This is a genomic window from Pseudomaricurvus sp. ABR4_320, from assembly GCF_056159445.1.
In genome coordinates this window covers 215,899-240,589 of sequence record NZ_JBSWVF010000003.1, presented here as the reverse complement: position 1 = coordinate 240,589, position 24,691 = coordinate 215,899, and the positions used below count along the sequence as shown (strand labels likewise).

The following is a 24,691-nucleotide window of genomic DNA, read 5'->3' as shown; positions in this document are numbered from 1 at the left end:
GTTGAGCTACTGGTTACGGATTTCGGTCGTCGTTTTCCCAAACCGGATCAAGATCATCTTCCTGGATCAAAGGATAGCGAGTCGCCAGTAGCAACAATATGGTTAAAATCAGGTAGCCCCAGACAATTTCATTGTGGAAGCTAAACCAGTGCAGACTGCTGTCGTGAATGATGCCAAATCCGGTCAGCAAGGTGGCGGCAGCAGTGATCATGGCTGCATTGACGATTTTTTTGTCCACCAGAAAAACCGCAAACGCTCCCCACAACATCCCGCTGATAATCGCCCCGTTAGACAGTGCTGATTGCCCGATAACATGAGCGCCCTGGGTTTGCATTGCGCCGACAAAGGCTTCGTCCAGCAGGCCGGGGACCTTGTCCAGTCCCATATCGTTGAGGGCCCCTAGAACCGAGCCCCATTTGGTGACAATGATTGCGGAGACATGGGGCAGAAACGCCACGGCCACGGCAATGTGGTGGCGAGGCGCCACAGAGCGAAACGCCGTAGCGATGATCGATATGCCGACGAACACGAGAAACGGCGCAACGGCAGCCTCGGGAATCAAGTCTCCGAGAAAGGCGACCAGACCAAACAGTGCGCCGATAAAAAACACCAGGCCCACACCCAGTGCATAACCGGTTCCTGCTTTCATGCGCTTGTAGGCCGGGTGGCCGATGTAAACCGTGGTAGGGAACGGCGAGCCAAAGAGGGCACCGATCATGGTTCCGCAGCCGTCGGTGACCTGGCAGATACCGACGGGATAGCGGTCACCAACGGTTTCAGCAGACTCAACATTGTTCATGGTTTCAATGAAGTTGTAGATCTGTACTGGAATTAAAACCGCTAGAATTTCCGGGTGCTCGATAATGTATTGAATACCCGTCCAGAGATCTCCAAACCAGGGTAGTGGTGGGTAGAAGCCAAAACCTTCGACCGAAAATTTGGCATCGCCCATTGCCAGTGCCAGCAGGGTGCCGGCAATCAGTGCCATCAGTCCGGCGGGAAAGTTAAAAGGCAGGCGATAGCGTCCCACCATGCCCCAGAGGACAAAGGCGAGTGCCGTAAAGCCAACAACAGGGTGCTCATATATTCGTGCGAGAGCCACGGTTGCAATAAACACCAAGGCGATGCCCGCCAGCGTGCCCAGCATTCCGGCGCGGGGCATCACCCGCTTTAGCCAGGGGCCGATGATTGCTCCGCAGGCTTCAATCAAGCCGCCAATCACTCCGGCGGCAATGCCCACTTGCCAGGCCAATATGGCATCGTTGGTAGTCCAATAAATTGGCCCTATCACCCCAAACAAATACACGAACATAACCGGTGTACTGATGCCGTAGGGAAGCGCGGTGACATCGCTGCGGCCTTCTTTCTGTGCGAGCTTTTGGGCCATGCGCACGTAGACGGCGACACCGAGAAGAATGGCGATTGCTGCGCCGGGTAAGATCCGCCCGAAAACCACTTCGTCGGGCATGCCAATGACGAAACGACATATTGCTGAAATGATCAGCAGGTTGGCCAGGTTATCGGCGAACAGGGCCCAAAAAGCGCTGAGATCATTCCGAGAAAAAAGCGGGTATTGCATGGTGGGCGGGTAACTCCTGTCATCTTCTGGTGCAGCGGAAGCTGGCGTGCACTCGAAAGCACCGCCAAATTAGCCAAAACTCAAGACTTAACCATTTGGTCAAGTATTTTTCCGGTTAGAGCAAATATCAATCCAAGACGGAGGTTGTCATAAAAGTTAATCCTCCTGGCGTTAGATTGATCATGTTGCAATGATATTATCCTTATCTGTCCGGCTAAGGATATTTTCGCAAGGAGAGTGGCCCAATGAATTTTCCCGTTATCGGTCGCCTGTTACTCGGTGGCTTAATGTATTCGACGCTAGCTCAGGCAGATACTGCAAGTCAGGATCTTGCGTCAATAATCCCGGCTTCTGAGCGCAGCGTAAAGCGCGCCTGGAAGTCATTCAGTGACTGTGCCACAAAAGATCCGGAGAGTGCCATCGGGCGCTATAAAGCGACCGTCGAAGAGGCCGCGGCTTTTGTGGTGGCTGAGCCGAGACCAGATACGCGCGAGTTGCTCGCAGACTTTACTCGGCAGTTGATTGTTCATGTGAGTGAAAATGCGAATAAATCTTGCCGCTCACTCGCCGACCTCTGGGGCAAGAGTGATCCATTTATTAGAAAGATGCCCGAGTTGGGACTCGGATTGTCAGAGGCGGATATTGACGCTGCAAAACGGCTTGATGAGCTCGGTAAACCTTACTGGAAAGAAAAGCCGGAGCTGGATACCAGAGAAAGAGTTTTGGCTATGTGGGATAGTTACGACCCAATTGAAGATTCGATTCCGCAATTGTATTTAACGCGGCTTAGTGCTTGGGTTCCGGCCGTCGAAGCGGCCTGGGAGCAGTTGAATGACGAAGAAAGATACCTGGCCACGCAAGCCACGTTTAGTAAGCTAGTGCCGGATCCGTCGGGTGTAACACTAATCGTGGGGCACGGGGAAATTGCCGATTGGGTCGGTGGCTTACATTTTAATAGTGATCTCGATGACGTGTCTGTCTACAGTTCGGTGATTGCAGTCATTGAAACGGGCTTTTTCGGAGGCCATTACTACATACAACAACAGAACACCGGACAAATGGCCGCCGAAACAATGAGGCTAATTGGTACCTCTATAACCAACTATGACTTTCTGTTCAATATGATGGATATAAACGCACAGAACTTTCAAAACTGGTGAGGTTCAGAGCAGGATTTTTAAATTACTACCTCAATCAAGCTCAATTAAATTGCGCTTGATTGATATAGTGGCCGTCTTTCAGTTCTGAAAATATATGTGGCACCAGTGGATGCTCGACAGGCTCCTGGCTAATGTCGGGGAACAGATTTCTCTCTGCGGCATAGGTGTTGTGAACCTGACCGTCCACCAATATGTGATACCAGGGCTGATCTTTCGGGGGCTGGGTTTTGGCATGCCCTTGATACCAGTCTTCGCTTCCCATATAAATGGGATCAATATCGACGATTACGCCGCGATAGCCGAAGAGTCGATGCACAATTATGTCGCCGATTCCGTAACGAGATTCTTTGATATCGAGTTTCAACATTCCTGATTACCTTAATGGTTGTGCATCCAATTGAAATTTAGGTCTTATACGTCAGAATTTAATATTGGGCCCTCAAACGCAACTTCAATACACCTTACCCATTTTGAATATTAAGAATTGTTTGCCTTAAACAAACGTGAATCGGTTTCCTCGGGGAGTTGTTTTCACACGAATGTTTTTCCCCAATAGATCAAAGTGGAGCCATTTTTCGTTGCAGTCGGATGTTGTCAGCGGTTGCGCAGCTACGAATCTTCGTTGTGAGCCGTCCCTGCCAATAATAGTAATAATTGGGGGGCGACGCTTTGAAAACAGTATCGTGTATGTTTCTATCCTTCCCTCTGTATTGGGCGATGATAAACCGGGCGGAGCCGGTCTACGGTCGATGTCGTTCTGAGCGTCAGAACTGTCCGTAAGACGAAACTTTGTCGGGCGACACGAGTATATGCCCGCTGAGTATTTCGATAGGACGCCGCCATTTGCGCCAACGTAGCCAAATTGATCCGTTTCTTTTCTCAGTATTCTGGCCATCTGGGCAATGGCGTGCATTGAATAGTTGTTGCCTGCGCCGCCAAAAAACGGCAAACCTCCGGTAATGGAGAGCGGTCGAGACCCGTCTGACGGCAAATCAAACGCGTCCGTAAGATTAAAAACGGCGATGGGATAGCAGCTGTAAAGATCAAAAAAACCAAGATTTTTAATCGTGATCTGTGCGGATTTCAGCGCGAGCTGCGTCGCTAAAATGGCTGCCGGCGAAGTGCCAAGGTCCTGTCGTTCTAAAATATTGCGCTCGCACAGATCACTGTAACCATGCAAATAGACCCATTTTTCCTGTGGGATACCCAGCTTGCGAGCGTAATCTTCTGATGTGATAACCACGGCCGCCCCTTGATTCACTTGATCTCTGGCAATTAAACGTCGGGGGTAGGGATCCGCGATTAGGCGATTGTCGCTGTCGATTTTTGCCAGCTGGCTTAGGGTCCAGGTTTTATGGGACATCGCGTGGGCATTTTTCGATGCGATCTGAGAAAACGGCGCGAACAGTTTCGCCATACTCTGTCGGTAATCTTCCGGGGACAAGCCCAACCTAGCCCGGCGCGCGTTTTCGCAAAGACCATAGGCGGGTGGCGTTGCGAGAACATAATGACGCCATAGTTCGCGAGTTATGACGCCGCCAAATTCTGCGCCACGGTCTTCGAATGTTCCGTCAGGGTGATCCGACCAATCTCGGGATTCGCCTTGTTGTTGCAGCCAGCGCAGGGTGGATATGGCCTCGGCGCCAACCAGCAGACAGAGGCCTGAATCACCACGACTTACTCGCTCAAAACTGTCGTTGACCAGCTGTTGCGGACTCTGCCCGCCACCAACCGCGAGGATCGGGTGTTTGGGATTAATGCCCAGTGCGTTGGCGATGGAAAGGGGGAAAGCCGATGAGTGTCCGAAGGCACCGCGCAACCAGGGCGATAGGTCATCAAAGGTACGAATCGCCGCCAAGGTATCGACGTGATCGAACTGGGTGTCGGCTATACCGGCATCGTATAAGGCGCTGCGAGCGGCGCAAGTGGCAAGTTCGACCGGAGAACGAGCTTTATAGTCCGAATCATCAATGCGTTCGCTGACCTCTCCAACACCGACCAAAATGGGGTTTTTAAAAGCCATGGTCGCCTCTCCGTTTTCAAGTAAGCCTATACGCTAGATAGAGAGCTGTCACGAAGGTTTGAGGAACATTGGATTGAAAAGGGCCGGACCCGGGGGAGGGAACCGGCCAGGGAAGAATCCATAGATCTGGATTCAAGGTAGGAAGTCGAGGTTCACGGCTCGCGTGTGTTCTTCGCAAGCCGTGATAAATAGCAATGAAGCAGTGTTAAATTGTTTGGTCAATACCGCTGCTAGGCGACCTAAACGTCGTTTGATATTTGGGGGAATAACAATCGTTTAAATCTACGCCGCCTGAGCGATTTGTATTTTCAGCGGATAACTAGGCCGCCTGTTCGTGATGATAAATAGCTTTGAAAATATCACCAAAATGAGGTTGTTTCTCGATGCGGATTGGTAGCTTTAATTTTCTGACAATATCACTGGCAGAAATAATTCCGCGAATTTTATGGGTGTCATGATCGATCACCAGACAGTGTTGTTGACCACTGCTTTCCAGCGCGTTGATCACATCGCGAATGGAGGCTTTGTTGAGCTCTTCAAATGAAAATGCTTTTAACGCGTTGCGAGGACGCATAAAGTCTTTCACAGACAACAATTCACGTTCGTGGCCCGCGCTTTGCTTTTGCATAATCGCCTGAGCGTTCAAGTCATCAAGGCTGACGACGCCGATAAAATGGTTGTTCGTATCGACAACAAATTTTAATTTTACGTGGCTGGTCAGCATGGCTTGTTCAGCATCTACCGCCGACGCACTGCTGCGAATGGTTTGTGGGTTGTTAGATGCAAAATCGGTGAAGACTTCCATCGCACTGCTTTCTTCAATGACCCGGCGAATGTTTTCGGGATGCTGAAGTTCATCGTTAGGGTGTGCGCTGTACAGATTTAACTTTTTCATAATGACGATTCCAAAATTCCATTTCCGCGGACAAAAGAGTGGCTCTATTGCCGAAGAACAAAGATCAGTAGTCGTGGTATCAACCACAGTTTTTAGTCAAAGAGACGAAAGACTGCTAGGTGCAGTCGTGCTGATCACGCGAGGAAAGGAGGAGCTCTGGAATCGTAAGAGCGGGAAAGCTGGCGAGGGACGCCCGTAGTATCGGTGTAAACAAACTCTGTGCTTTCAATTTCGCCGACTTGAAGCTCGGGAGCAACGAGACATGCATCCGTTTGATTGTCTTCAACGGTAGCAGGATCTGTCTGTGCTTGATCGACAAATTCAGGAAAGCTTAGATGAAGAGGGCCGATCTCTCCGGTGGCTGATGCGAATGAGCTGCTCAGTGCAACGAATAATGCCGCCAGCGAGAAGAAGACAGGAAAGCTCAAACGCACCAACCAAAGACTGCTGGCGGTGCAGCGTCCTTTGACAAGTTGGTTGATGGAGAGAGCGTTCATGACTGATAAAACCGTTACTTCAAAAAACTATGATGGTGTGTCAGCTAATAATCGAACAACTGAGCACACCTTGTAAATGCTTTAGATGAAAAAATTTGTTAATCGTTCCCATCAAAAAAATTGATCGAAGGGAAAAGGCGAGTCGCTGTAGTTTGTCTCGTCATCCCATAAGATCGCGTACACCTAAGAATACAAAAAGCAAAATAGAGACCATAATAAGCACATTAAATGTAATGCTATTGCGCAGGTCGTTTGGCAAAAATCGATTGTTCAAATACAGCAGTGTCGCCGCCAGAAATGGCATAAAAAAGGCGCCGGCAACTGAGTAGAGAATCACCAGCCATACGGGCTTGCCTAGGAAGAGTAGCAGCAGCGGTGGAATGGCGATAAAAAACAGAAAGCCACGATACATCGGAGAGTTGGTATCGACCGGCGATGTCACGGCGGGGTCTTCTTGTCCATGTCGAAAATGGACGTTCGCGAAGTCGGCAAACAGATAGGGGACACCCTGCCAAACCCCAAGCATTGAACTGAAAACAGCACCCCAGAACCCAGCCAGAAACAACCACCGAAAGCCGGATCCAAGGTCTGTACCCAATTGATCGGCAAGAGCAAGAATGATCGCCGTACCCTCTGTCATCTGGGGCTGGGCTCTTGCGGCAAGCACCATTATGGCCATGCCAAACAGTCCCGTCAGGGCGTAGGCTAGCGTCAAGTCCCAGCGGGCGGTGCTCAGTAAAGATTGGTCTTGCCAGCCCCGTTCACGCATCCAGTAGCCATAACAGAGAACGGTGACACTGCCGCCGATACCGCCGATGACTCCTAGAACGAGGGCCAATCCTCCCTCCGGAACTTGAGGGATAACGAGAGGCTTGAGCAGCGGAATATTGGATAAATCCGTTAGTAACATGGCGCTGACAACGGTCAGAAACATCAGGCCGATGAGGCACTTCATGGCGTTTTCAAACAATTGATAGCGTCCCCGCAGTACCAGCAGTAACGCAACGGCAGAGTGGATGGCTGCCCAAACATTGACGGAGAGCTGGGGCAGCAAGGCGTGAGCTGCGAGTCCGCAAGCAGCCATTAGCGCCGCTCCGACCAGTACTGCCCACAAGCATAAAAACGCAAGAAAATACCAATTAATCCAACGTGGGAGGTGCGCGCTCCAACCGGCAATTAGAGTGGTGCCTGTAGCAAGTTGCCAGCGTACCAAACCTTCGTTCAATACCCACTTCAATGAGGCGCCAATCAACACGGCCCATAAAATGGTCGTGCCAAATTTTGCTCCGGCTACTGTTGCTGCAACCAGGTCGCCGGCTCCGAGACCCGTCGCTGCGACAACCAGTCCTGGTCCGAGCATACTCAAACGCTGAATGAATTTGGGCATGGGGCATTTCCTTATTGGTATTGTTTTGAAACGTTTGCCTCAGTTAAACCGAATTCGACTGCATTGTTAAGGACATTTCATAAAATTCCTTCTGGAAAGCCGTCGTTGAGCAAGCGTTCTACAAGGCTGGCCCGAGATTTGATAACCCCCGCTACAAAGAATGAATAATTGATCGCCAGTTCCGCAGTTTGCGGTGGTGTATCGACGATTTCTCGTGGTTGGTCAGAGAGGCAATTCCCTTGGTTTTTACGTATCGCCGTGATACTTGGTGTGTCGCGTTCCTGCGTCGAGCAGTGAATCGTTTATCCGTTTTAAGTCGCAATAGCGTTTCGATATCTGGAAAAAAACGCCGTCAAAATGTAAATGTTACAAGCGATGATGTTGCTGGAGCAGGTTTGCGATTCGCGTTGGCCTGGGGGCTGCTTGTCAGTATTTTGCTGGTATGCGGTGGTTGTGCCACCAGCCCCCAAAAGGGCGCTCCAGACAAAGCACCTTCTGATGCGGAGACATTGCCAGAGTCGGTAAATGTCTTGCCTGCGGATGAAGCGACGGTTGTTGCCTATCCCGAAACCGAATTTCACGACCCTCTTATGGGATTTAATCGGGCGATGTTTACGTTTAACGATGTCAGCTATCGCTATGTCATGATCCCTGTCGCCAAAGCCTACAATTACACGCCTCAGGGATTTCGTACGGGTGTGGATCATTTTTTTGCGAATTTGAAATCACCAAAATCCATCGTTAACCACCTGTTGCAAGCCGAAGGAAAGCGCGCCGGTGTTACAACGCTGCGGTTTCTCGCCAATACCACGATTGGGCTACTCGGCATTTTTGATCCCGCGGACGCTTGGTTTGGTCTCGAGGCGGACACCACCGGTTTCAATGACACACTAGAACGCTGGGGCGTCGGTCGTGGCCCCTTTCTTGTGTTGCCGTTTTTAGGGCCTGCAGATTTGCGCAGTACTGGAGGCTTGGTTGGCGATTTCGCATTAAATCCGGTGCGTTATATCACCGAACAGCCTGCGACGACCCTGGTAGTCAGCGCTGACGCTGAGCAGGAATTCGCACCTCAGGCAGAGCGCTACGACACTTTGCATAAGAAAACGAAAGATCCTTACATCTTCTTCCGCAACATGTATTTGCAGGGCCAGTTAAGGGATGAGCAGTACAAAACCATCGCAAATACCAGTGATCGAAGTCGCCGTGTTCAAGAAGATGAGCAGCCGCCTGAAACCGATAAAGATCAAGACAAGAGCAAGGCGCCCTAGGTATGTTGAATCGGATTTTTGCGCGACCGGGGCTTATTCTCCTGTTGTTTTTCGGGCTGGTGGTGTTTTTTGGCTACCAGGCTCAGAAGTTTGAAATTAACGCATCTGCGGATACGTTAATTTCTGAGGATAACGAGCAGTACATTCGCAGTCGGCAGGTGAGCGATCGCTTTGCTCCGGAGGAGTTCGTACTGATTGCCTTCCGGCCAAAGGATGGCAATGTGTTTTCGTCTGAAAGTTTGGATACGATTCGCAAACTTACTCAGCGTGTTGAAGAGATTCCTCGAGTGGCCTCCATTCGTTCGATACTGAACGTTCCGCTGCTTTCAAAAGCTGACGCCCTCAGCGCCGATCTTGATCCATCCGCTTTCACCCAAGAGAAGCTGCAACTCAGTGAGTCAGAATTGGCGGCAACCTTTCGAGGCCATCCGATTTACGAAGGTCTGATTATAGACCCGGAGCAGCGTACCACCGGCCTGCAAATTCTGTTTAAGCCGAATGCTGAGCTGGCTAAAATCCAGGCAGACATCCTGTCGATAGAGGAAAAAAGTCTGGATGGCGAGCTGTCCAAGACGGATCGTGAGGATGTTAAGGCTCTCAAACAGAAAGCCGCTCCACTGGAAATATCCTTACAGGAAACCCGTAATCACGAAATTGAAACCTTGCGTTCCATAATTGATGGCTATCAGGGCTCGGGTGATCTGTATCTCGGTGGTGTACATGTGCTCGGGTACCAGCTGATCGAGATCATCCAAAACGATTTGTTAGTCTTTGGCGGCATCATTGCGGTGGTGATTTGCGCGATGATTCTGTTGTTGTTCCGCAGACCTCAGTGGTTGTTGATCACCATGACGTGTTGTGGTGCTAGCTTAGTGATGACGGTGGGCTTGTTTGGCTTACTCGGCCTGCAGGCGACCGTGATTTCATCCAACTTTATCGCGTTGCAATTGATCCTAACGCTGGCGGTGGTGATTCATCTGTTGGTGCAATATCGGCAGGATGCGGAAACTTATCCGGATCTCTCACAGAAGGATCTGGTTTTGCGGTCGCTGCGTGAGAAAATCGCGCCCTGTTTCTTTGCGGGTTTGACCACATCGGTCGGGTTTGCCTCGTTGGTGTTCAGCGGTATTCGTCCTGTAAGCGCATTCGGCTGGATGATGGTTATCGCTATGGGGGTATCGGTTGTTACCACGTTGGTGCTTTTCCCCGCACTGCTACTCTTTTTCTCCCGTCCACGGCAAGTTGCGTCAAACTCGTGGATTACCCGACCTATCGCGTGGCTGAGGCGGTTATGTCTCAGCCACAGCGGCAGTGTACTGTTGGTTGGCGTGCTGTTGTTGGTGGCCAGTGTTGTCGGTGGTTTGCGGCTGAATGTGGAAAATAGCTTTATCAATTATTTTGCCGATGATACAGATGTTCATCGTGAATTGACGTTTATCGACCGGGATTTCGGCGGTTCCACTCCGCTGGATATCATTTATACACCGCCGACCAATAACGACAGCGATCTGGTCCTGCGGGCGAAGGATGTGCAAAACACCCACCGTATTCAGGATGCTCTGGATTCAATCCCGGCCATTGGTACGACACTGTCGGTGGTCAATTTTACGGAGTTGGCCAAACAGATAAACGACAATAAACCTCTCACAGAATATGAGTTGTCAGCGGTTTACCTGACTTTGGATGAAGGTATTCGCAAGAATCTCTTGGGCAGTTTTTTTGTTGATCCACCTGCGCAGTTGCGCATTAGCACGCGTGTGAAAGACAGTCTGGAAGGGCTTGATCGAAGTGCGCTTTTGGACGATATCCACAAAAAGATCGAAGCCCTCGGAATTCCTTCGGATCAAATCGAGCTGACCAACCTGTTTGTGATCTATCAGGCGATGCTGCAACAGTTATTCGAGTCCCAGATTCTGACCCTCGGCATTGTGTTTGTTGCCTTGGGGCTGACGTTTTTGCTGGTTTTTCGGTCGCTGCCCGTTGCATTGGTGGCGATGGCACCCAATATTCTATCTTCATTGGCCGTACTCGGACTGATGGGGTGGCTGGGAATCTCACTGGATTTCATGACCATTACCATTGCGGCGATTGCGATGGGGATAGCAGTTGATGACACCATTCACTATACCCATCGTTACCTTCGAGAGCTGCAGGATCACGATGCGGATACCGCATTGAAACGCGCACATCACAGCGTTGGCTTTGCATTGGTGTACACCTCTGTCATTATCGCCATCGGTTTTGGGCTGTTGGCTTTTTCAGACTTCGTCCCGAGCGTGTATTTTGGCCTGCTGACCGGTTTTGCCATTCTTATGGCGTTGTTGACAGATCTGACCTTACTGCCGGTTCTGTTGCGTAAATTTGTGCCAGGCAAGCATCCTGCCCGTGAGCTCGAGGCGGATGCGAGCCGTAAAGTGTAGTGATATTCGTTTGGCAGATATCCCGGTGAGATCGGGTCCTGCTGATGGTTTAGGTAAATTCATAGGAGTCTCCCGATGTACGAAAGTCCATCGCAGGCTGTCAGTTCGGCCATCCGTTTTGCGTCAAAAACCCGCGATCCGGCGCTAGTACCTTTCGCCAATGGTGCTCCCTGGTGGCGCAATGGCGTTCTGTATCGCATTTTCCCCCGGCATTTTTTCGATGGCGATGGGGACGGCGTTGGGGATTTCTCCGGTATCGATGCCAAGTTGGATTATCTCGAGCAGTTGGGTGTCTCCGTGGTGCGCATCAGCGGTCTCTATCCTCTGCAGGTGTCCGGTTTAGGGTTCGATATTGAAGATCACCAGTCCAATGATCCGCAGTTGGGAGACCGCGAGTCCTTTCGGCTACTCGTGGACAGCGCTCATCGGCGCGGTATACGAGTTTTAGTCGATCAAACCTGGGGTTACGTTTCACGCCAGCATCCATGGTTTCAGGCTCTTAAAGAGCCAGGCAGTCGCACTAGGGACTGTTTTATCTGGAGTGACGGCGACATTGTTACTGCTAGGGGTGGACAACCGCTACTGAACTGGCGTCACCCAATGGTAAAGATGTCGTTGCTGGCAGCGTCTCGGCATTGGTTGCAGTTGGGCGCTGACGGGATTTGCCTGGATCGCAATGGTTTCGATGTTCTGTATCCCAGCGGTGAAGAAGCGTTGGCGGAGGTTTTCGATGGCCTCGTTACATTGTTACAAGAGTTTCCTGCGGCGCTAGCGCTGGTTGAAAGCCAGCGTCTGCCCGTTTTTTTGTCTCGATCTATGCTCAGCGAAGCCCTAGGTAGAGCCTGCGGACGACTGCAGTGGTTGGTGTGCGAAGCACTTGGGGTTGACGAGGGGAAAGGCTGGCAGGATCTGATACTGCACACACACGGCCAGTTTCCTCACACGTGCAGCTGGTCTGGACTCAGTCGTTTATTGGCGTCAGCGGTTGATCGAGATTCCGAATGCGCCAGCGAGAACAATACCCAGCTCGCCAACCTACTTGCTCTGTTGAAAATAGCACTGCCTGGTTTTGCCGTCATCGATCAGGGGGATGAGCTTGGATTGGACGTGTTGGCCGCTGATTCTGGTGTAGCCTTACACAGAGATACTGATACCGTGGCGAGAGTTCGACGCCTGCCTTGGAAGCACGATGTTAATTTGCTGGGGTTCAGTGCGACAGGGCAAAATCAGCTGGCAAGTCCGCAGCAACCTTCCTATTTGTCGGCGGATTTGCAGGCATTAAACGAATTCTCTGTGTTGCGCCGTTTTCAGCAGTTGTTGCGGTGGCGCAAAGGTGAGCCTGTGTTGGCGGAAGGTCATGGGTTTTCTCTTTTGCCCAGTGGCGCTGGTGTTTTGGCGTTCCGACGCGATCACGAGGGCTATAAGTCTCTCGTTTTCGTGTTTAACCTGACGCCCAATTCGATTGTGCAATCGTTGCCAGAAAAGCTGTCTCTACAAGAGGTCGATGATTTGCCGTGGCAGGGCGTCAGACAGTTGCAAAATGCTCTGGAGTTGAAACCCTATGGTACGCTCGTCGCCAGAGCCAATTGATGGCTAGTCGAGGCGTTGAAATAGGGTATATTCAACGTCGATAGTGACTGCCAGGTCTTGTAATTCGGCCAAAATAGCTTTGCCTTGTTGGGTAGCCCGAAAATAGTGAGGTGTCATCAGGAGCAGATCGGCAATGGCTTCTTTCCCCTGAATGAGGGTGTGATCGGTGAGGCGGGCTTGTTCGATGAGTGTGAAGCCGGCTGGGCATTGTCGTTCTGTTGGTTCCGATGACATCATCTTGTCATAGATGATGTTGCGCATTTCCTGCAAGTGCAGGGGGCCAGCGTCCACTTGCACATAGAGTCCCTTTGGTTTCATCGTCCGATGAAATTCGCCATAAACGGGAAAACCAAACAGACACAACACAATGTCCAGGTTCGACGATGGCAGAGGAAGATCTGCATTGCTCGCCACCAGCCAGCCGCAAGACGAATCGCGCTTGGCGGCTGCCTGAATAGCCCATTTTGATATGTCCGTTCCAACTGCGCTTATATCGTGATGGGTTAGGGCTTGCCCCAATTGCCTCAAATAGTAACCTTCACCACATCCTGCATCCAGGCAGTTTATTCTTTGGGAATCTGGCGTTAAGTGTGCCTGGATAAGCTCTGCCATTTTGACAGCAATGGCCTGGTAATAACCGGCTTCCAGAAAGCGGCGACGAGCCGCTACCATGGCCTTACTGTCACCGGGATCTTTAGATCGCTTTGATTGAACAGGCAATAGGTTTAGGTAACCCCCTTTACCTATATCAAAACTATGACCGTTTTCGCAGCGCCAGCTGTTGCCATGTTGCTCCAAGGCATGTCGATCCAGAGGGCAAAGCCATTGGGAAAAAGGTGTTACAGACATAATCAAGAGGGGGCAGTGAGTTGGCTCGCAGAATAACACGACTGATCCGCATTTGCTGGGCTCGGGAGAAACCTACCGGGTCGACCGTGCGTAAAAGCCATAGATTAGATCGTTCAGCGAGACGCTATGTTTAAAAATTTCGGCATTTCATTGGTGTTATTTCTGGTTCTGGACTGGATCTGGTTTCAGGCGTTTATGCAGAACTTTGCCAGAGAGCAACTCGGCGGATTGCTACGCTTCAGTGGCAACGAGCTCGATGTGCGTCTGTGGAGTGCGGCCCTGGCATATCTTTTTATGACGCTGATGGCGACGGTTTTTCTGGCGCCAAGATTAAGCGGGGTAAACCTGCCCTCAGCCATTGCACTGTCAGCCCTGATGGGATTACTTGTCTTCGGTGTTTTTGATTTTACCAGCTATGCATTATTTCAGGGATACCCAATAAAATTTGCATTGGTCGATACACTTTGGGGCGTATTTTTGTTTGGAGTTGTGGGCGCTTGTCTGGCACTCTTTGGAGAATAATTCTTAGATTGATCGGGCAGCGGAGGCTCAATGACATTTTTCGCCTTAAGGCGTTCACGCCAAGTTCTTAATAACGTTTACCGTTTTACCCTTTGGATGATCTTGCCCACACTTTCTCTACCGGTGTTGGCGACGGAGTATCAGGTGTATTACCTGGGTGGTCAGTCAAATATGGCGGGCTATGGCGAAAACTCGGAACTTCCCGAAAGCTACCTGTCTCCCTTGTCGGATGTGCGGATTTTTCAGGGCAATCCTCAGGGGGATTTTAAAGCCGGTGGCGGGCTGGGCACTTGGGATAGTTTGCAGCCTGGCATGGGCAGGAAATTCCACTCAGACGGCGAGAGCAATCAGCTGTCGACCCAATTTGGACCCGAATTAGGTTTTGGGCATCGCCTTCATCAGATCTTTCCTGATCGCCATATTGCCATCATCAAATATTCACTGAGTGGATCTGCCCTCGGCTACGGGGTTCGCGACAACTGGTTTCCAGACTACCGGCGCGGCAATGGTATTAATCAATACGATAATATGCTGTCGACCTTCTCTAACGCTTTTTCTGAAGTCGACATTGATGGTGATGGCGAGAGAGACACCTTAACGCCAGCCGGTATAATTTGGATGCAGGGTGAGTCTGATGCTTACGACAGTCAGGCAGTTGCGCAGCAATATTTGGGCAATCTACAGCGCCTGATGGGATTGATCAGAGCCTCGTTACGTCAGCCTGATCTTCCGATTGTTCTGGGACGGATCACCGATTCTGGAATGGACCCCGACGATGGTCGGCGCATGGATTTCGGCGAATGGGTACAGCAGGCGCAACTTGATTTTGTTGAGCAGGATGTCTGTGCCGATCTTGTAAAAATTACGGAGACTTTCCAGCATTTACCCGATGGTTGGCATTATCGGTCTCAAGATTATATCGAGCTGGGGATAGCATTTGCTGACAGTATTGCTCTGTTGCAAGAGCAGTGTCAGCCGTCTGCGTAATGCATATAGGCATTTCTGCAGTATTTTCGCGCTACCTGGGTAGAAAATACCTCACACCGTGACTCGAATTAGGGGTAAATTCTCAACCTCTAATATTGGCATACTAATTGTTAATACCCCAATGGCGCTTGCGAAGAGCCACTAAACTGACACAGCCCTAGGGCTTGGATCTTAGTGTGTTTTCGCGAGTAAAAGTTCGATACATATCCTTGGGGAATAAACACATGAATGCTCAGAACATGAGTGAAGGCGATCAAAAGGTCAGTTGTGTTAAAGACCCTGTTGAAATCGAAAATCCAGCCAAAGTGCGGCAAATCGCGATACGTAAATTGAATAAACACCGACGTATCAAAGAATATGTGCCGATGAGATTTCTGTCTGACGGCCAAGTCGACAGTGTCGAGCTGGAGTGTCAATCCTGGCGGGATTTATACATCCATGCCCGGCAACTGGATATTGACGGTCGTGGCGACATGACCAAAGAAGAACTGGTCTGGGCCATTCGCCAGCACCAGATCGGCCAACAGCAATAGTATTTTCATGAGAGGGGCCATGACGCCGTTTGGCCAATGTCTTGGATGTCATAGCTAGCTGAACGCTGCTCAGCCTCTCTAATTATCGCTAATGGTTTCTGCGATATTTTCGCCGGCACTTTCTGCCATATCGCGGATATCGTCTTTATTTTCCTCGGCGTAGCGGCCGATCGCGCTTGCTGCGTCCACAGCTTTCTCCGCTGCATCCCCCGCCAGTTCCCGACTTTTAGCAATGATGTCATCTTCATTTTCGACGACATAGTTGTGCAGGGCGGTGGCCGCTCGGTTCCAGCCCGTAGCGGCCAGGCGTAAGCCGTCGTTTTCAATCTTTTTTTCATCGAATTGCACGCCCGTTGCGGCGATGCCAGTAACAATAATGGCAACGATACCGGTCTTGAACATAAATTTAATCATTGGTGCTCTCCTTGCGTGGGCAACTCTCTGATTAGACGGACAGAACGCGGGAAAAAGTTCCCAGGTGTTAAATTGACGCAGATCTAAGCCAGAAAAAGCAAGGTATATTGATTCAGGAAAAAAGCCCTACGGTACAGCAGCAGGGCAGTCCTTCTGGAGGCAGGAAAAAGACAATGTTAGACATTGCTAATGTGCACAGTAAAGCTCTTTGACAGGTAGCTGTCAATAAAGTCAACGGCAATACGAAGTATTGCCGTTCGTTAGATTTAGCTGGCAGCGGACAGATCGGCCTCAGCTTCAGCCAACATATTGAATTCTTCCTCTGGTGTCTTCGCGACCAGTTTGTTTTTACTGTAGAGGAAGTAATATGCAGCACCGATGACAAACAGAATGATAGTGTAGTTAAACGCCCGCGGGTCAAAGGCATAGACGCCGGTGAGCGCAACGATCGACAGGACCAGGGCGATACCTGAGGTCACGATGCCGCCAGGCGTTTTGTAAGGACGAGGCATTTCTGGATGATTTAAGCGCAGCAAAATATGACTGAGAGCCATCAGCGCGTAAGAGACTGTAGCTCCAACTACCGCCATGCCCAGCATTAAATCTCCCTCTCCCGTGAGGGACGCCAAGAAACCCAAAATACCTGGAACAATCAGTGCGCGCGAAGGTACTTTGCGGCTGCTGGTAACCGAAAGGCTTTGTGGCAGGTATCCCGCTCGAGACAATGCGAAGACCAGGCGGCTGTAGCCGTAAATGATTGAAAAGAATGAGGCGATCAGTCCGGCGAGCGCGAGGACATTGACCAGCGTTGCCAAGGTAGGATTACCGGTAACTTTCAAGGCATCAACCAGTGGAACGGCGCTTTGGCCAATCGCATCTGCACCGGCTGCGCCTGCCAGCAAGAACACGACAACCGTGGCGGTAAACAGTAAAAAGATCATTGCACCAATGATACCCTTGGGGACGTCGCGGGCAGGGTCTTTGGCTTCTTCGGCAGCCAGTGGAACGCCTTCCACAGCCAGGAATAACCACATGGCGAATGGCAGTGCGGCCCACACACCGTACCAACCAAAGGGCATGAATTCAGTGGCGCCGGCGGCGTCCGTCGGTGCGATATCAAACAGCAGGCTGGTGTCGAAATCGCCGATGAGTGCGACACCGGTGGCGATAATGGCGATAACCGCCAGGGCGCTGATAACCATCATCACCTTTAGTGCTTCACCGACGCCTGCGAGATGAATGCCGATAAAGACCGCGTAAAAAATGGCGTAGACCAGAGGACCGTTGAACCCCAGTAATTCTTCGACCGCCGCGCCGATGAAAATGACGATGGCGGCAGGAGCCAGAGCATATTCGATCAATACCGCGAGCCCCGTCAAATAGCCACCCGTCGGGCCCATAGCCTGGCGCGCAAAGCTATAGCCACCACCGGCGGCGGGAATAGCGGCAGACATCTCCGCCAGCGATAACACCAGAGTCAGATACATCAGTCCCATAAGAATGGCCGCGACAAGAAAGCCGCCCCAGCCAGCTTCGGCAATACCGAAGTTCCAGCCTGCGAAATCTCCGGAAATCACATAGGAAACTCCCAGACCGGCAAGCAGAATCCAGCCGGCGGTCCCCCTTTTTAGCTGGCGTTTTGCCAGGTATTCCTGATCAATGTGTGTCGACATATGAGTTTTCCCCTTTACTCAAGATGCTATTTACCCGTTTACAATGGTTTGCTTGTGGGCGTTTATGAAGTTCCGATTACTGTGGCCTCAGGAACCGGATACCAAAAAGTTGCGATTGATGTTGTCTCCGTCCAGCTGCTCATCGCTGGATCGGTCTTTCAAGTTCACCCCGGACAAGCGCCGTTGACGAGCTTCATTCAGCAGGTAGCAGGTGCGGCGGCTGGCCTCCCGGTAGTCGAGGCCGGCCGCGCGGACGTTCGATATGCAGTTACGCTGGGCGTCATGGCATCCCTTGCGAGGATTCCAGGTTAAATACACACCGAGGCTGTCGGGTGAGCTCAAGCCTGGGCGTTCGCCGATCAAAACCAGAACACAACTGGCATTCAACCCTTCGCCGATAGGGTCGCCGATGGCAACCCGTCCCTGAGCTACAAAGCTGATGGGGGCTAGTCGCCAGGGATTTTGTCCCCCGCGCAGAGACGGCAGCAGATGTTGGAGAAACGGAATCAGATTCTCCTCAATTGCGAAGGCGGACAAGCCATCGACCACCGCGATGGCCAGGTCATAATCTGCGGTCATTTGGGTTTGTTGTTCGCGCAGCGTTTCTGTGGAGACATCGCTCAATTCACGACCCAGGTCTGGACGCTGCAGATACTGCGCTCGGTCTTCAGCGCGGCTCTGTAACGCAAGTGTTGGCAGATCCGCAGCCCAGTCATGTTTTTGCAGATTTGCGATCAGGCCGTCGATGTCCAGCGGTGAGTGCACCGCATCTTGAGCGCGTGCGTGGGCGAGCTGAAATTCTAAGAGGTGTTTGGTCGGTACACTGATACCGGCGCGGCCGAGTCCAATACGGGCATCGGTAAATGTGCGCAGTCGCTCCCAGGGATTGGCTGTAACGGCGGTTGCTGTTTGATTTTTGTTGTCGCTCACTGGCCACCTCCCAAACGTTGTAGGCTTTGCTGAAAGACTGATGGCAATTGATGATTGAGCCGGTAGCTGCTCTCTTCGTGGAAAATCTGAGTTTCTCGTAACCAGCGATCGAACTCCGGAGCGGGTTTCAGGTTGAGTACCTGGCGGACGTAGAGCGCATCGTGAAACGACGTGGTTTGGTAGTTGAGCATAATGTCGTCTGAGCCGGGTATGCCCATGACGTAGGTGCAACCTGCAACGGAGAGCAGCGTTAGCAGGTTGTCCATGTCGTTTTGATCCGCTTCGGCATGGTTGGTGTAGCAGACATCGCACCCCATGGGTAACCCCAAGAGCTTGCCGCAGAAGTGGTCTTCCAAGCCTGCGCGGGTAATTTCTTTCCCGTCGTAGAGGTATTCTGGGCCGATAAATCCAACCACGGTGTTCACCAGGAGTGGCTCGAACTTACGGGCAACGGCGTAGGCTCTGGCCTCACAGGTTTGTTGGTCGACGCCATGGTGGGCGTTGGCTGACAGGGAGCTGCCCTGGCCGGTCTCAAAATACATGACGTTGTTACCGACGCTGCCGCGATTGAGCGAGAGGGCGGCTTCGCGTGCCTCCTGCAGATTGGCGAGATTAAAGCCAAAGCTGTCGTTGGTGGCTTGCGTGCCGCCGATGGACTGAAAGACCAGATCAACAGGGGCGCCGGCATTGATCGCTTCGATGGTATTGGTAACATGGGTGAGAACGCAGGATTGAGTCGGAATCTGATAGTGCTCGATCACGTCGCTCATCATTTGAATCAGGCGGCATGCTTGGCTGACGTTGTCGGTCGCAGGGTTGATGCCGATAACGGCGTCGCCATTGGCGTAGAGCAGGCCATCGAGAATGCTGGCCGCAATGCCTGTGAGATCATCGGTAGGGTGGTTGGGTTGTAAGCGCGTGGACAAATGACCTGGAAGGCCAATGGTGTTGCGAAAGCGGGTCACCACCTCACATTTTTTGGCCACCAGAATCAGATCCTGGTTGCGCATAAGCTTGCTGACCGCCGCAGCCATCTCCGGGGTTATGCCTGCCCGAATGTTTTGCAAAAGCTGTGGGGTGGCCAGGTCACTCAACAGCCAGTCGCGAAAATCCCCGACAGTCAAATGAGCGATAGGGGCAAAGGCGGCTTTGTCGTGTTCGTCGATAATCAGGCGTGTGACTTCATCGCTCTCGTAAGGCACGACAACTTCTTCCAGAAATTCCTGCAGTGGGATTTCGGCGAGCGTAATTTGGGCGATGGCTCTTTCTTCCGCGCTGTCTGCTGCAACGCCGGCAAGTCGATCACCGGAGCGAGCCGGTGTTGCTTTGGCCATGAGTTCGGCGAGATCGCGAAAGTGAAACGTTCGGTCACCGGCGACATGTCGATAACGATAATCTGGCTTGGTCGATGTCATGGATTTCCCCGGGGTGAAGATCAGTACAATATTTGCACGTTTAAATTATTCGCTGGATAACCTTGAAAGGGTTATCGAATATTGGCAAAACTAAAAAAACTAATACAATCAATGATTTATTATTATTTTTTGCTTTTGAGAGGAAAGCTTAGGGCTCGGAGGGGTGCATCGTGATGGGGGAAAATCAGCGGTCTGCACCAACGAGTGGCATTACTTTGTGTAAAAACGAAGCACATGACGCACACTTGCAAGCGGATAATCTGACCAATTGGAGTCAGGACTACGCGCAAATCAGTGGGGGAGAATTCTACGGCTCCATCACCGAGCTGCCTTTTGACGATCTGCAAGTATTCCGTGAGCGAACCAGTCAGGCGTTACAGCAGCGCTGTGTTGTTTGGCCGGATTCCGTATGGTTGGGGATTCCTCTGGCCGCACAGGAAGATTGCCGTATCAACGGCTTGTCGGTGGGAGGGGCTACCATCATGAGTCGTCCCGGAGACTGTGAGTTTGGTTTGACGACCCCGGAAAATTTCGACCTCTACGGCCTTGTGGTAAAACGCGGCACACTCACAGAAATGGCCGAGCGCCAGGGTGTCGTGTTGGATTGGGAAGAGATTGGCAATCACGGTCGTCTGCATCTGTCCGAAGAGCTGCTGGGACAGGCCCGCTTTGTGCTCGGTCGTTTGCTCGATGAGTCTGCGGATCACATTCGAGCCAACCGTCTATCCCGAGATCTGGCGTTGACCGTGGCGATTGAGCTGCTACAAAAAAATCGCCCGGAACCGGTGCGTATGCCAAGTTATCATCAGCGTAAAAAGGTCGTGGACATTACCTGCCACTACATCCGTAATCATGCGGATCAGGCGCTGACCGTGGCAGATCTCTGTACTGTAGCCCATGTCAGTCGTCGCACCTTACAATACAGTTTTGCTGAAATTCTCAACATGTCTCCGGTTCAGTATCTGCGTGTGACACGACTCAATGGCGTGCATCGTGCGTTGCTTGCACGTCGGGCTGATCAAGGCGTGGGTGAAATTGCCGCGCGTTGGGGGTTTTGGCATCTGAGTCAGTTTGCCAGGGATTACCGTGAGCTGTTTGGGGAGCTGCCGTCGGAAACCTTGGAGAAAGCGGGGCGGGCCAAAAACGATGCGGTTCGTGTTTAGGACTGGCGATCCACCAGTCGCAGGTATTTTTCTTCAAGAGCCTGCAGCTCTTTGCGAAGCGACAGTATTTCCTCATCCTTGGCAATGAGCTGGGTGCTCTGGCCTTTTAGGCGAGCGACTTCGTTGCGCAATGACAGGTTTTCATTTTTCAATTCATCGACCGATGTTTGCAGCTTGCCTTTTTCCTGCATGAGAATTTTAGTTTGCTCTCGAATCTGCTGGGATTCATCCCGTCCAGAGGAGAGCTCGTTTTGTTTGGCCCGTAGAGATTCCTTGAGTTTTCCCGCCTGCTCCGTTTCGTCTCCACCGGCGATTTCCATGGCCTTGTCGGCGGCTTCGAAGAAAGTGCTTTCCAGTTCCGCCTTTTCCGCGAGGCTGTTGAGAAAGAGCTGCTCTTCTTCGGCGGAAACGTTGGTGCCGAGTTTGTTGATTCGTTTTTCCAGCTGTTCGATTTCTTTGTTCTTTTCCGCGAGTGCTTTTGCACTCTGATCGAGAATGGCCTGAAGCTGTTCTAAGTTAACCTGTTCCTCCCGAGAGGTGCGCTCCATTTCTTCGATTTTCTTTAGACTGCTGGCGGCGAGATCTTCATATTGCTGAGCGATGGTTTCACACTCAGTGCGCAGTTGGTTAATTTCTCTTTCTTTTTTACTGAGGTTGGTTTCCAGCTCTTGAATTTCTGCAATTTTGACGGTGCCATGGGGTGAGCTGCCGTGAATTTTATTGCGAATCTCGTCGAGCTCTTTGCGATAGATATTGGCTTCATTCTTGAGTGCGATTTCTGATTTCTCCATTTGATCAACGCGCTCTTTGTAGTGCTCCAATTCTTTTTCCAGAACGGCGGTTTTGGTCGCCTGTCGGTTGGCGGCTTCGAGTTCAAGCTTTAGGGATTCTGTCGTACCTTCAAGGAAATGGACAGAGGCTTCGAGTTGCGAGCGGACATCCTGTTCGAGCGAATATTTCTCAGTAATTTCAGAAATCGTGTCTTTGAGTGTTGTGATGGCTTCCGTTTGCTTGTCGAGCAGCTGTTGTAATTCGGCGAGGCGTTTTTCCTGTTCTTTCGCGTTATCCAGCTCTTGATTGAGACGGTCATCCAGTTCGAAATACAGCTTGCGGAAACGCTCTAGGTTTTTAATTCTTTGGTCGCTGACGTCTGCGCCTTCATCGACCACTTTGCCTGCTTCACTGGCATCGGCTTTGGTCTGCGCCAATTGTGCCTGTAATTGCTTGATGAGGCTTTCCTGCTCTTCGTTCGTTTCGGTTAGAACCTGAACTTGACGTCTTAGAACGCCAACCCAGGCGACGAACACCACCAGCCCGACGAACAGTATTTCGGCGGTGATCAACAGTGGTAGAGGCAGGTTGTCCAGCAGGCCGTTCATTAGACGCGGCCCCTGAATTGCGACCGACTCGCTGGGGGGGGATCCTGTTGTCTGCGGTGCTCCATAGACCTCTTCCGGCGATTCAACGCGTATTTATTGTGAAAATGAGTTGACTTGACGAAAGTATAGTCTAAATAGCGGCTTACGCCGGAAAGCTCAGGGGCTAAAAACCGTGGCAGTTGCGTTGGTTAAGCGCTCAGTGAGGAGGGGCAGGGTGGCGCCGCAGTCTTCTACGGCGCATGGGAGGGGGAAGCAATACTCGGTCGATTAGGGAACCGTTGCGGCCACATCTTCATCCGAAGTGGTTGTCACACCGGAAGGCTCCTGGGCGCCAGGGTCTGTGGCGCGAATATACTCCTCCATTTTGGCTTCGGCCTCGTCGCCAAACAGAATCTCGCAGGCTTCGCGCAGCCCCGCGGTATTTATGATGTCTTCACGTCTGACCACCAGAGAGATTTTGGAGCGACGACGCATAAAATCTTCAAGTTTGGTCACCATTTCACGGCTCGCGGCTTCCTCGATCTCACAGCGAAGGTATTCCGCATTCCCGAAGGCCAGAGTGCTGCGGACGGGGTCCTCGCGGATTTCCTCTAGCAGGTCGATTGCACGGGCACCGTAGCGACGCCACAATCGCTGTGTGAGGGGTTCTGAAGAGGTGGGTGCGGTCATATCATCCAGGTTCATCAGGCGTGCCTGGTGCAGGAATTCCTCCCTGACGCTGGCATCTGGCTCGCCGTACCAGACTTTATCGGCGTAGGGCAATTCGATGCCCAGCTTTTTAACTTCGCGCGCGATTTCATCGCCGACGTTAATACAGTCTGTCAGTTTGCCGCCAAAGATACTCAGATGCTTTGCTGTGGGATTGATATCTACGGCATGTTTGCGAGACAACTTCACCCAGTCTGCGTTGCCGCCTCTGCCTTTTTGTGCAAGAGGCCGCACGCCACAGCGCTCAGAAATAATATCCTTGGTTGTGAGTGGCGGGTCCATGTCGAGCAGGCGATTGACATTGTCGAGGACAAATTGTCGGTCCTCTTCGGTGACGCCCACCTCCGGTGAGGCAACTTGGTTATCGGTGGTGCCAATACAGGTTTTAGGGCCCATAGGAATCACAAAGAACAATCGGCCATCGCTGGCAAAAAACGCCAACACTTTGTTGCTTTTGGTCAGTCGGTCGACAATCAGGTGGATACCTTTTGAGAACAGGTGGTGATGTTCTGTCTCTTGCCCAGTCATCTCATTGTGCTGATCCACATAGGGGCCACAGGCATTGATGAGAACCCGGGATTTGATGGTAAAAGTCTCCCCGCTGATGTTGTCCCGCGCTGAAATCCACCAGAAACCATCTTTACGAACGGCCTGAGTGGATTCTACATAGTTGGCGGCAATGCACCCGTAGTTCATGCTGGCGCGAATAAAGTTAAATACGAAGCGGGCATCATTGTCGTGTAAGTAACAGTCTGAGTACTCGAAACCTCCAGCTGCGCCACTCGTGTTGATGACCGGCTCGATGGATTCAATCTTACTGGTTTTCAAGTAGACAGGCGGCTTGGTGAAAAAGCGTCCAAAGAGCCAATAGACAATGGTGCCGAGATAGACGAACAGGGGAGAGAAACGAAATCCTTTTTGAATCGTTGTCAAAAAACGGATTTCTTTTACCGTCGATGGGTATTTGCGCATGAGCTGATTTCGGCTCTTGCACAGCTTGTTGACCAACAGGTACTCGTGGCTCTCCAGGTATTTTATCCCTCCCCAAGCCAGGTTGGAGGAATTTGAGCTGGTCAGGCCGCCGAAGTCCCCTTTGTCGATCAGGGCGACGCGCGCGCCTTTGGCTGCGAGAGAGGCGGCTGAGACGGCCCCATTGATACCTCCCCCGAGAATTAACACGTCAAAAGGGGTTTCTCGAAGTTTTTTGAGATTGCTTTGTCTTAATTTCATCGGGCTAAGAAAAGTCCTGTCGCTGTATGAATGGCAGACGGTATTGGTTGCTCGAGGCAGATCGCGAAA

At 51.5% G+C, this 24,691-nt stretch carries 21 protein-coding genes; 8 read left to right on the top strand and 13 right to left on the bottom strand.

Annotated elements, in window-relative coordinates:
- Window positions 1–13 precede the first annotated feature (13 nt).
- On the bottom strand, window positions 14–1,579 hold the full coding sequence (locus ACXAFR_RS07305) for a permease family protein (protein WP_475174611.1): 1,566 nt from the start codon (window positions 1,577–1,579) through the stop codon (window positions 14–16).
- Window positions 1,580–1,824: 245 nt separating this feature from the next.
- Here ACXAFR_RS07305 and ACXAFR_RS07300 point away from each other — a divergent pair, with 245 nt between their 5' ends.
- A complete protein-coding gene (locus tag ACXAFR_RS07300) occupies window positions 1,825–2,739 on the top strand; it encodes a hypothetical protein (protein WP_475174603.1) in 915 nt (304 codons plus the stop codon).
- Between the two features lie 40 nt (window positions 2,740–2,779).
- Here the strand turns inward: ACXAFR_RS07300 and hspQ are convergent, their stop codons facing one another.
- The 5 genes from hspQ to ACXAFR_RS07275 form a co-directional block, all read right to left on the bottom strand.
- On the bottom strand, window positions 2,780–3,106 hold the full coding sequence (gene hspQ / locus ACXAFR_RS07295) for a heat shock protein HspQ (protein WP_475174598.1): 327 nt from the start codon (window positions 3,104–3,106) through the stop codon (window positions 2,780–2,782).
- A gap of 126 nt (window positions 3,107–3,232) precedes the next feature.
- The gene (locus tag ACXAFR_RS07290) at window positions 3,233–4,762 is read right to left on the bottom strand and encodes a hypothetical protein (protein WP_475174594.1); all 1,530 of its coding nucleotides are present in this window, start codon (window positions 4,760–4,762) and stop codon (window positions 3,233–3,235) included.
- Window positions 4,763–5,081: 319 nt separating this feature from the next.
- Window positions 5,082–5,657 carry a CBS domain-containing protein gene (locus ACXAFR_RS07285; RefSeq protein ID WP_475174591.1) on the bottom strand — a complete coding sequence of 192 codons (576 nt, stop codon included), beginning with the start codon at window positions 5,655–5,657 and terminating at the stop codon, window positions 5,082–5,084.
- 134 nt (window positions 5,658–5,791) lie between these two features.
- Window positions 5,792–6,154, bottom strand: coding sequence for a hypothetical protein (locus tag ACXAFR_RS07280; RefSeq protein ID WP_475174589.1), 363 nt, complete (start codon window positions 6,152–6,154; stop codon window positions 5,792–5,794).
- 160 nt (window positions 6,155–6,314) lie between these two features.
- Window positions 6,315–7,541 carry an Nramp family divalent metal transporter gene (locus tag ACXAFR_RS07275; protein WP_475174587.1) on the bottom strand — a complete coding sequence of 409 codons (1,227 nt, stop codon included), beginning with the start codon at window positions 7,539–7,541 and terminating at the stop codon, window positions 6,315–6,317.
- Between the two features lie 395 nt (window positions 7,542–7,936).
- Between ACXAFR_RS07275 and ACXAFR_RS07270 the strand changes: the two genes are divergently transcribed.
- The 3 genes from ACXAFR_RS07270 (at window position 7,937) to ACXAFR_RS07260 (ending at window position 12,819) form a co-directional block, all read left to right on the top strand.
- The gene (locus ACXAFR_RS07270; RefSeq protein ID WP_475174584.1) at window positions 7,937–8,809 is read left to right on the top strand and encodes an MlaA family lipoprotein; all 873 of its coding nucleotides are present in this window, start codon (window positions 7,937–7,939) and stop codon (window positions 8,807–8,809) included.
- Between the two features lie 2 nt (window positions 8,810–8,811).
- Complete coding sequence (locus ACXAFR_RS07265; protein ID WP_475174580.1) at window positions 8,812–11,229, top strand: efflux RND transporter permease subunit; 2,418 nt, start codon at window positions 8,812–8,814, stop codon at window positions 11,227–11,229.
- 75 nt (window positions 11,230–11,304) lie between these two features.
- The gene (locus ACXAFR_RS07260; protein WP_475174577.1) at window positions 11,305–12,819 is read left to right on the top strand and encodes an alpha-amylase family glycosyl hydrolase; all 1,515 of its coding nucleotides are present in this window, start codon (window positions 11,305–11,307) and stop codon (window positions 12,817–12,819) included.
- Between the two features lie 3 nt (window positions 12,820–12,822).
- On the opposite strand, the gene ACXAFR_RS07255 is transcribed toward ACXAFR_RS07260, so the two are convergent.
- Window positions 12,823–13,668 carry a putative RNA methyltransferase gene (locus ACXAFR_RS07255; protein WP_475174574.1) on the bottom strand — a complete coding sequence of 282 codons (846 nt, stop codon included), beginning with the start codon at window positions 13,666–13,668 and terminating at the stop codon, window positions 12,823–12,825.
- A 126-nt stretch (window positions 13,669–13,794) separates the two neighbouring features.
- Between ACXAFR_RS07255 and ACXAFR_RS07250 the strand changes: the two genes are divergently transcribed.
- The 3 genes from ACXAFR_RS07250 to ACXAFR_RS07240 all read left to right on the top strand — a co-directional run bounded on the left by ACXAFR_RS07250 (window position 13,795) and on the right by ACXAFR_RS07240 (window position 15,710).
- A complete protein-coding gene (locus tag ACXAFR_RS07250; protein WP_475174572.1) occupies window positions 13,795–14,190 on the top strand; it encodes a DUF2177 family protein in 396 nt (131 codons plus the stop codon).
- A 30-nt stretch (window positions 14,191–14,220) separates the two neighbouring features.
- Complete coding sequence (locus ACXAFR_RS07245) at window positions 14,221–15,177, top strand: sialate O-acetylesterase (RefSeq protein WP_475174569.1); 957 nt, start codon at window positions 14,221–14,223, stop codon at window positions 15,175–15,177.
- Between the two features lie 224 nt (window positions 15,178–15,401).
- The gene (locus tag ACXAFR_RS07240) at window positions 15,402–15,710 is read left to right on the top strand and encodes a hypothetical protein (RefSeq protein ID WP_475174563.1); all 309 of its coding nucleotides are present in this window, start codon (window positions 15,402–15,404) and stop codon (window positions 15,708–15,710) included.
- Between the two features lie 78 nt (window positions 15,711–15,788).
- Here ACXAFR_RS07240 and ACXAFR_RS07235 read toward each other — a convergent pair whose 3' ends face one another.
- From ACXAFR_RS07235 to ACXAFR_RS07220, 4 genes are all read right to left on the bottom strand, one after another.
- Complete coding sequence (locus ACXAFR_RS07235) at window positions 15,789–16,124, bottom strand: hypothetical protein (RefSeq protein ID WP_475174556.1); 336 nt, start codon at window positions 16,122–16,124, stop codon at window positions 15,789–15,791.
- Window positions 16,125–16,390: 266 nt separating this feature from the next.
- Window positions 16,391–17,797: an ethanolamine permease gene (gene eat, locus ACXAFR_RS07230; RefSeq protein ID WP_475174552.1), complete on the bottom strand. Its 1,407-nt coding sequence runs from the start codon at window positions 17,795–17,797 to the stop codon at window positions 16,391–16,393.
- Window positions 17,798–17,884: 87 nt separating this feature from the next.
- Window positions 17,885–18,727 carry an ethanolamine ammonia-lyase subunit EutC gene (gene eutC / locus ACXAFR_RS07225; protein WP_475174549.1) on the bottom strand — a complete coding sequence of 281 codons (843 nt, stop codon included), beginning with the start codon at window positions 18,725–18,727 and terminating at the stop codon, window positions 17,885–17,887.
- On the bottom strand, window positions 18,724–20,142 hold the full coding sequence (locus tag ACXAFR_RS07220) for an ethanolamine ammonia-lyase subunit EutB (protein WP_475174543.1): 1,419 nt from the start codon (window positions 20,140–20,142) through the stop codon (window positions 18,724–18,726). Before ACXAFR_RS07220 ends, eutC begins: the two co-directional genes overlap by 4 nt.
- A 173-nt stretch (window positions 20,143–20,315) precedes the next feature.
- Between ACXAFR_RS07220 and ACXAFR_RS07215 the strand changes: the two genes are divergently transcribed.
- Window positions 20,316–21,305, top strand: a complete 990-nt coding sequence (locus tag ACXAFR_RS07215) for a helix-turn-helix domain-containing protein (protein WP_475175837.1) — start codon at window positions 20,316–20,318, stop codon at window positions 21,303–21,305.
- Here ACXAFR_RS07215 and ACXAFR_RS07210 read toward each other — a convergent pair.
- Together ACXAFR_RS07210 and ACXAFR_RS07205 are read right to left on the bottom strand one after the other, a co-directional pair.
- A complete protein-coding gene (locus tag ACXAFR_RS07210) occupies window positions 21,302–22,684 on the bottom strand; it encodes a hypothetical protein (protein ID WP_475174541.1) in 1,383 nt (460 codons plus the stop codon). The two genes, ACXAFR_RS07215 and ACXAFR_RS07210, sit on opposite strands and share 4 nt — an antisense overlap.
- A 267-nt stretch (window positions 22,685–22,951) precedes the next feature.
- On the bottom strand, window positions 22,952–24,622 hold the full coding sequence (locus tag ACXAFR_RS07205; protein WP_475174537.1) for a glycerol-3-phosphate dehydrogenase/oxidase: 1,671 nt from the start codon (window positions 24,620–24,622) through the stop codon (window positions 22,952–22,954).
- Between the last annotated feature and the right edge of the window lie 69 nt (window positions 24,623–24,691).